7 protein-coding genes and 2 pseudogenes are annotated in these 7,607 nt (G+C 74.2%); 3 read left to right on the top strand and 6 right to left on the bottom strand.

Features of this window, described 5'->3' with window-relative positions; genetic code table 11:
• The 3 genes and pseudogenes from AB0O00_RS24680 to AB0O00_RS24670 form a co-directional block, all read right to left on the bottom strand.
• On the bottom strand, positions 1–1,782 hold a 1,782-nt coding region (locus tag AB0O00_RS24680), incomplete at its 3' end, for a hypothetical protein (RefSeq protein WP_363655180.1).
• 26 nt (positions 1,783–1,808) lie between these two features.
• The gene (locus tag AB0O00_RS24675; RefSeq protein ID WP_363655179.1) at positions 1,809–2,906 is read right to left on the bottom strand and encodes a hypothetical protein; all 1,098 of its coding nucleotides are present in this window, start codon (positions 2,904–2,906) and stop codon (positions 1,809–1,811) included.
• Positions 2,907–3,257, bottom strand: a pseudogene (locus AB0O00_RS24670) (FtsK/SpoIIIE domain-containing protein); the annotation flags it as partial. It abuts the gene before it with no gap.
• A gap of 245 nt (positions 3,258–3,502) precedes the next feature.
• On the opposite strand from AB0O00_RS24670, the gene AB0O00_RS24665 reads away from it, so the two are divergent.
• Complete coding sequence (locus tag AB0O00_RS24665) at positions 3,503–3,856, top strand: hypothetical protein (RefSeq protein ID WP_363655178.1); 354 nt, start codon at positions 3,503–3,505, stop codon at positions 3,854–3,856.
• Between the two features lie 35 nt (positions 3,857–3,891).
• Here AB0O00_RS24665 and AB0O00_RS24660 read toward each other — a convergent pair whose 3' ends face one another.
• On the bottom strand, positions 3,892–4,452 hold the full coding sequence (locus tag AB0O00_RS24660) for a LysM peptidoglycan-binding domain-containing protein (protein ID WP_363655176.1): 561 nt from the start codon (positions 4,450–4,452) through the stop codon (positions 3,892–3,894).
• A 318-nt stretch (positions 4,453–4,770) separates the two neighbouring features.
• Between AB0O00_RS24660 and AB0O00_RS24655 the strand changes: the two are divergent.
• Positions 4,771–5,106 (top strand): annotated as a pseudogene (locus AB0O00_RS24655) (sigma factor-like helix-turn-helix DNA-binding protein); the annotation flags it as partial.
• Between the two features lie 101 nt (positions 5,107–5,207).
• Here the strand turns inward: AB0O00_RS24655 and AB0O00_RS24650 are convergent.
• The gene (locus AB0O00_RS24650; RefSeq protein ID WP_363655174.1) at positions 5,208–5,858 is read right to left on the bottom strand and encodes a nuclear transport factor 2 family protein; all 651 of its coding nucleotides are present in this window, start codon (positions 5,856–5,858) and stop codon (positions 5,208–5,210) included.
• A 272-nt stretch (positions 5,859–6,130) separates the two neighbouring features.
• Between AB0O00_RS24650 and AB0O00_RS24645 the strand changes: the two genes are divergently transcribed.
• Positions 6,131–7,102 (top strand): helix-turn-helix domain-containing protein, encoded by a 972-nt coding sequence (locus tag AB0O00_RS24645; protein WP_363655172.1) that lies wholly within the window; start codon positions 6,131–6,133, stop codon positions 7,100–7,102.
• Positions 7,103–7,181: 79 nt separating this feature from the next.
• On the opposite strand, the gene AB0O00_RS24640 is transcribed toward AB0O00_RS24645, so the two are convergent.
• A partial coding sequence (locus tag AB0O00_RS24640) for a hypothetical protein (RefSeq protein ID WP_363655170.1) occupies positions 7,182–7,607 on the bottom strand: 426 nt, incomplete at its 5' end.

Raw genomic sequence — 7,607 nt, 5'->3', positions numbered from 1 at the left:
GTCCGCCCCCCCCGTCTCCACCGCCTGCACCGGGGTCGGCGGGGCGGCGGGCCGGGTCACGGCCGCCGCGCCGCCGCGCGTGGCGAGTCCGGCGGGCGGGGCCGCCGGCGGGGCGAGCTCCGGATCGGCGGGTGTGACCCGTCCCGTCACGAACCCCTCGTTCCGGTGCGACGGCAGCGCGAACCGCTCCGGCGCGCTCGGTGCACTCGGCGCGTTCCGCACGCTCGGTGCACTCGGCAGGCTCGGCGCGCCGAAGCCGCCCACCGCGTACGTCGCCGGGAAGGCGGGGGCCGGGCCGATGAGCCCACCCTGCGTGCGGGCGGGCGGGTTGAGCCACACCAGGCCGTGCATCCGGGCGAAGAACCGGGCGCTGCTCTCGGAGGCCGCGTCGACCAGGCCGTGCAGCAGCAATCCGAAGCCCCGTGCGCCGTCGCCGGGCAACTGGTCGAGCAGGGTGGACAGTTGCTCCCACACGTCGTGCGGGATCAGCCGGGCCTGCTCGCCCACCACGAGCAGCGGGCGGGCCGGGTCCGGGCGCAGGAACCGCGGCGCCCACGCGTACGGCGGTTCGGGGCGCAGCCAGAGCCCGGCCGGGACGGCCTCCAGACACCAGAACGGGAAGGCGCGGAACAGCCCGGGGCCGACGGTGTCCCACGCGGCGCCGCCGTTGCGCCAGGCGGTGCTGACGGTGTCGTGGCGGCTGCCGGACGTCAGCCGGATCAGGTACGGCTCCCAGGTGGTGGCGCCGCGGTGGTCGAGCACCCGGGCGGTGAACGCGCCGTCGCCCGCGACCGGGAGGCCGACCGCGGCGTGCACGGGCCGGCCGAGGCGCTCGGCGAGGGTGCCGGACAGGACGGCGAGTGCGCCCGGGTCCGCCCAGGGAGCGCTGACGACGAGCTGGTCCGAACCGGTCGGCAGGGACAGCGCGGCGTCGGCGAACTCCTCCGGCGCGAGGACGGGTTGGGCGGGTGTGCCGACGACCAGCGGGGTCGTGCCGGGCGGTGTCGCGAGCTCGCGTAGGAACGGCATCCCCGCCTCGGGGCGGGCCGTGACGTGGCTGAGCCAGAAGCCGGAGGCGAGGCGCTGGACGGCGACCGAGGCGGGCAGCGCGGTGGAGCCGGCCGCGGCGACCGTCCGGGTGGGGACGGCGGGCGGCGGCCACGAGGCCGCCCCGGCGCCCCAGGCCGGACCGGCGGGCGCCGGCCACGACGCGGGCTCGGTGCGGGGCGGCGTCTGCGCCCGGGCCGGCTCGACGGGGGTGGCCGCCTCGACCGTCTCCCGCATCCGCCGCGGACGTCCGCCCGGCGGGCAACTCCACCACGCGGCGGGCTCGGTGGAGCCCTCGGGTGCGGTCACCCTGAGGGTGCCGTCGGGCTGGATGGAGACCAGTCCGTCCGGCGCGACGACCGCAAGACCGGCCTTGTCGGCGACCACCTCGGCGGGGCGCCGCCCGCCGGGGCCGACCGCGCCGAGGCCGGAGGCGGCGAGGATCAGGCGCGCGGCACCCCGGGTGCGGGCGATCAGCCCGAGCTCGGCCATCCGCTCGCGCAGCACGGGCGCGGCGTCGGCGGCGGCGGCCACGACGACGAGCGCGTTCGGCACCGGCCGCAGGCTCCCCATCGCCGCCGCCAGCTCGTCGTCGCCGACCTCACGGGGGGCGATGACGTAGTGCGGCCCGAACGGCCGCAGGATCGAGCGCGAGGGCCCCCGGCGCGCGGCCGGCGCGGGCGGCGGGGCGGACGAGACGGTACGACGGCCGAACCGGCGCCGCAGAGCCGGCACGGCCGAGACCTCGGAGCCCGCCCCGCTCATCGCGCCCCCAGGGCGGACACCGGACGGTGGGAGACGACCCCGGCGACGGCCCGGTCCGAAACCACCTGGTCCGAAGTCGTCCGGTGCGTACGCCCGGTCCGGGCGGATGTCCGGTGAGGCTCCACCTCGGCCATCGGCGTACGCCTCCCTGATCGTTCATCGGGCTGATCGTTCATCGGGATCCACCCGGTCGGTGGCCCCGCCCAGCTATACGGCCCCCACCCGCACGGAGGTTCACCACCCGTGTTGTGCAGGTCCCCGTCGTGTGGCCAGGGGATCAGGCCGTCTCCCCGCCGTCCTCCGTGGCCGGGGCCAGCGCCGTCTGCAACTGCACCGTGCGGCGGCGCGTGATGTGCAGGGCCCGGCCGGGGGCAGTTGGCGGGGCTTGACGCTGCCGAAGAGGACGCCCTCGCTGGGCGGGCAGGAGAGCAGGACGGCAGGGGTGTTGACGTCCAGGAGTCGGCGAAGGAGGGGGTCGGCCATGGCCCGCGCGATGCCGTTGGCGCTGCGGGCGACGATGAGGTGGAGGCCCAGTTCGGTGCCCTGGACGGGCGGTCGAGGAGTGGGGCGAAGGGGTGTCCGGTGAGCGGTGCCGTGATCAGGTCGTAGTCGTCGACGAGGATGAAGAGTTCCGGGCCGGTCCACCGGTCGCGGAGCTTGAGGCGGGCGGGGGTGACGTCCTCGCTGGGCACGCGGCCCTCCATGGCACGCGTGATGCGGGCCTCGGCCGGGGTGTAGGTCGTGGTGATGCCGTTGACGAGGTGGTGCAGGAGGTTGGTCTTGCCGGTCTCGCTGTCGCCGATGACGACGAGGTCCGGTGACTCCTCGAAGTCGTGCCAGAGCGCGGAGACCTCGCGGTCCTCCAGTCCGAGGGCGATCCGCAGCCGGCCTTCGGGGGTGGGAAGTTCGGCGACCTCCAGCATCAGCGGCAGCATGCGGACCTGCGGGGCGCGGGGGCCGGTCCAGCGGTCGTCGACGGCTTCGACGAGGTCGGCGACGCCGTCGGCGAGGTCGTCCGCGTCGCCGGTGCCGTCGATGCGGGGCAGGGCGGTGAGGAAGTGGAGCTGTTCGTCGGCGAGACCGCGTCCCGGCACCCTGGGGACGGTGGCGGCGGCCCGCATGTTGATCACGGAGTCGACGGAGTCGCCCAGTCGGAGCTCGAACTTGGTGCCGAGCTGGTCGCACAGGGCGCTGGTGACCTCGGCCCAGCGGGTCGCGGTGACGACGAGGTGGATGCCGTAGTTGAGGCCGCGTCCGGCGATCAGGCCCAGGACCTGGACGAGTTCGGGGAACTCCTGGCGCAGGGTGTTCCAGCCGTCGACGATCAGGAGGACGTCGCCGTGCGGGTCGTCGGCCGGTTCGGGGTCGTCGGCCGCGCGGCGGCGCCGGAAGGCGGCAGCGGAGTCGATGCCGAGCCGGGCGAAGCTCTGTTTGCGGCGCGCGATGATGCCGTTGATCTCGGCGATGGTGCGCCCGACCCGCTCGGGGTCGCCGCCGGCCGGTGACGCCGCCGCCGCAGAAGTCGAGGTGGTAGAACTGGACCTCGCGCGGGCTGTGGGTGAGCGCGAGGCCGGTGACGAGGGTGCGCAGCAGGTTGCTCTTGCCGCTCTGCGGCCCGCCGTCGACGGTGAGGCCGTGCTCGGGGTGCGGGGCGAGCGGGGGAGCAGTCCTGGCGGCGCATCATCTAGCTATGCAGGGCGTCGCGCATGCGGTCCACCAGCGAGGCCTCGTCGGCGAGGTTGGTGGTGACGGCGGAGGTGTGCGGCAGCCGGTCGAGGAGACGACCGCCTACCGCCCGGGCACCCGGCTCCCGGACGCCACGGTGGGCTACGGCACCCTCGACCCGGTGGCGGCCGTGACCGCGTCCTGGCCCACGGTCGGCCACCAGGCCGCCGCCGCAGAGCCGGTGGTGGTCATCCCGGGCCCGGACCGGTCGGGCGCGTGGCGGGCGTTGGCGGTGGCCGGCGGCAGCGCGGGCGTGCTGGTGGTGGTGGTCTTCGGCGGCGTGGCCGGGCGGTTGGGCCGGCGCCGCAGCCGGGCGTGAGACCCGGAGCAGACCGGCCGGCCCGTTCGGCTCGTCTACGGGATCGTCAGCACCTGGCCCACGTCGATCACGTCCGGGTTGTCGATGCCGCTGGCGGCGGCGATGTCGCGGTAGCGGTTGCCGTCGCCGTAGAAGCGCTCGGCCACGGCCCACAGGGTGTCGCCGGGTTCGACCGTGTAGGTCTGCGCCGCGGAGTCGGCCGGGGGCGGCGACACCGCGTCGTCGACCGGTGCCGCGGTCGTCGGCGCCTGGGGGGCGATCGGGTCGTCGGTCCTGGTGTCCGAGGCCCACAGCGGGCTGCCGTCCGTGCCGTACAGCACGACGTTGCGGTCGGCCTGCACGACCAGCCGGTCGGCGGCCTGGCCGTTGGTGTCGGTGGCCCACGCCGCGCCGGCGCCGTCGTACAGCACGAAGTTGCCGTCGTCCTGGAGCACGGCCCGCTGAACCCTCTTGTCCTGCGTGTTGGTCGCCCACACGACGGCGCCCGGCTCGGAGAGGACCAGATTGCCGTCGTGCTGCAGCGTCAGGGTGTAGGCACCACCCTGGAGGGAGTGGCCGAGGCCGAGTTCGTCGCCGACGTGCAGCGTGTCACCCATGGATGTTCCTTTCGGGGGAGGGGAATACGCCGTCAGAGTGGCACGGTGGTGTGACGGCCTTGGCCGGCAGAAACGGTCCTGCAGGCGGGATTTCACCCGAAAGAGGTCCCCGGGCCGGACCGCCGCCCGCGGATGTTTGCATACCGTCCAACGGCTCCCACCTGCGATGATTCGTCGTGCTGAACATTCGCGAGCAAGTTATCCGTTCAACTACACGGAAGTAGAGGGACGAGGCGTGAGCACGGGTGAGACGGACTCCGATGGCGACGACGGTGGACCGCGGCGACGGCAGGCGGGCCGTCACGGTGGACGGGCGGGATGACGAGGCGACGGCCCGGCGGCTGGTCGCCCCTGGAGCAGAGCCGGCCGTGGCTGTTCACGGTGGCCCGCCGGATCGCGATCGACCGCTTCCGGATGGCCTCCGCGCGCGTCCAGGAGGTGGCCGACGAGGCGCCCGGGGAGCACGTCGCGGCCCACGACCCGTACGACGAGGTGCTCGCCGCCCGGGACCTGGAGACCGCCCTGGCGGAGCTCCAGCCGCACCACCACGACGTGCTGGTGGAACTGCACCTGAAGGGCCGTTCGATGGCCGAGGCGGCGCAGGCCCTCGGCGTGGCGGTGGGGACGGTCAAGTCCCGCAGCTTCTACGCGGTGCGCGCGCTGCGCCCGATACTGGAGGCGAGGGGCATGGGCATCGCGGTGCGAGCCTCGGCCCCTCCTTGTAGGGCGGTTCGTGAGTGTGTGACCGTGGACGTTCAGCCGAAGAACGGGTCGTCCACGACGTGGGCCCAGCCGCCGTCCGGCCGGCGTCGGAGGATCTCCGTGGTCGTGGAGATCACCGGCTCGGGGCCGGCGCCCGTCAGGGTGGCGGTGTTCGACACCAGGGCGATGTCGTCCGCCTGCCGGATTTCGCGCAGTTCGAGCTTGAGACGGGCGCCGCCGTCGATCAGCTGTTGCAGGGCCTGCCGGATGGCCTCGGTGCCCACCAGGTGGGTTCCGGGGGCGGGGACGAAGTGCGCGCGCGGCTCGTACAGCGACACCAGGCCCTCGATGTCACCCGCCTCCAGGTACTCCATGAACATCGCCCCTACTCGCTCCGGCGTCTCCGCACGGCGCCGGGCGACGGCACCGACGGGCTGGTCGCCCCAGCCCGCCACGGCGAGCAGGTCGTACCACGTGGGCTGGGCGCCATGGGGCAGGTGGTGGCGCAGCAGTTCTCCCGGGAAGGTCATCGGAGATGCCTTCTGCGGCTTGGACTTGGCCTGGGCGACGATCGCGTCGCTCAGTGCGTAGCCCAGGTTCATGCGGGGGAGGAGGGCGTGTACGTCGTCGGCGAGGCCGGCCGGAAGGATCTCGCGCCGGACTCCGAGGATGTCGGTGCCGATGCCCGCCTGCGCCAGCCGCACCTCCGTGCCCTTGCGTCCTGGAAGAAGACGAAGTCGGGCGTGGCCCTCTCCGCGTAGGCGAAGGCGTCCCGGGACAGGCCCGTGTCCGGGAGGCCGAGCCGCTCGAAGACGGGCAGGGGTGCGTCGTTGATCACGGCATCTCTCTTCCTGTGCGGCGGTGCGCGGCCCCGGGCGGAGCGGCGTGATGGCCGACGGGCGGATGGAATGACCGTAGGCGCCCACGGAGCGCGGGAGTCAGTGGCACGAATGCCATGCAGCGATAGGATCGTGCCATGGGAGTCCACGCCTCCGGCGGCAAGCACCACGTGGTCGTGGTGGCGCTCGAGAACGTCCTCGCACTCGACATCGGGATTCCGTTGCAGGTCTTCGGAAGCTGGCCGGACGGTCCGTACACGATGACCGTGTGCACGGAACGGCCCGGGCTGGTGCCGATGCACGGCGGCCCGGCGTTGTCCGTCGTCGACGGGCTGGACGCCGTTCAGACCGCGGACACCGTGATCGTCCCCGGGTACCTGGAGCCCGACCCGCCCTCCGCCGCGGTCACCGCCGCGCTCGCACGGGCGGCGGCCTGCGGCAGCCGGATGGTGTCCATCTGCTCGGGCGCGTTTGCCCTGGCCGCCGCCGGCCTGCTCGACGGCCGCCGGGCCACCACGCACTGGCGCTACGCCGCAGAGCTGGCCAGGCGGTACCCGCAGGTGACGGTGCAGCCGCAGGAGCTGTACATCGACGAAGGCCAGGTGCTGACCTCGGGCGGAGTCGCCGCGGGCCTCGACCTGTCGTTGCATCTCATCCGCCGCGACCACGGCGCCCGCCTGGCGAACCAGCGGGCCCGCCTGCTGGTGACCGCCCCACACCGCACGGGCGGTCAAGCCCAGTTCGCCGACCTGCCGGTGGCCCCGGACGCCTCCGGCGCAGCGATGCCGGTGTACGAGTGGGCCCTGCGTCACCTGCACCAGCCGCTCACCGTCGACCAGTTGGCGCGCCAGGCCGGCCTGTCCCGCCGCACGCTCATCCGCCGCTTTCACTCCGACACCGGCCGGCCGCCGATGAGTTGGCTGCTCGACGCGAGGCTCGGCCTCGCACGGGAACTCCTGGAATCGAGCGATCTGACGGTCGAAGCCGTCGCACGGCGCTGTGGCCTGGGCACGCCGGCCAACTTCCGGAGCCTGTTCAAGGCACACGTCGGGGTGCCGCCACGCACGTACCGCGAGACATTCAACTCCGCTGCTGTGAAAAGTCGTTGACCCGTTCGTCCTGGCCGGCCGCCGGCCGCGACCACGGCCGGGCGACACCGAAGCGGACGACAGGTCGCAAATCGTCCGCTCAGACCCCGGTCGCGGCGATCCGCGCCGCGAGTTCGGCGGCGCCCCGGGTGTCGCCGGACTCCGCGCAGAACTCCTGGGCCCGGCCGAGGTGTTCGGCCGCATCCCGGGCGCGTCCGACGCTCGGGAGGAAGTCCGCGTACCGCTGCTCGACCGCGGCCTCCAGGTGCAGTGCCCCGCTGGCCCGGCAGCGTTCGGCGGCGTCCTGCCAGGCCCGTTCCGACGCGTCGTTGCGGCCGAGGAGCCGCAGGGCGTCGGCCTCGTCGGCGAGCGCGAAGAGGTGGAAGGTGGCGTGCGGGTGCGCGGCCGGCAACTGCCGGGCTTCGCGGGCGTGGTGCAGTGCCGCCGGTCCGTCGCCGGCGAGTGCGGCTATCGTGGCGGCGTTGCCGTGGACGGCCGCGCCGGCCTGGTGGTGGCCGAGGTGGTC

The organism is Kitasatospora sp. NPDC093558, from assembly GCF_040683475.1.
Taxonomy (GTDB): Bacteria; Actinomycetota; Actinomycetes; order Streptomycetales; family Streptomycetaceae; genus Kitasatospora.
The sequence above is the reverse complement of the archived record's forward strand: the minus strand, read 5'-3'. Positions and strand labels throughout refer to the sequence as shown.

Excerpts from the sequence above, each read along its gene's own strand:
- AB0O00_RS24665 (WP_363655178.1), top strand. The coding sequence starts at position 3,503 with ATGCAGGGCGTCGCGCATGCGGTCCACCAGCGAGGCCTCGTCGGCGAG.
- AB0O00_RS24660 (WP_363655176.1), bottom strand. The coding sequence starts at position 4,452 with ATGGGTGACACGCTGCACGTCGGCGACGAACTCGGCCTCGGCCACTCC.
- AB0O00_RS24645 (WP_363655172.1), top strand. The coding sequence starts at position 6,131 with ATGGGAGTCCACGCCTCCGGCGGCAAGCACCACGTGGTCGTGGTGGCG.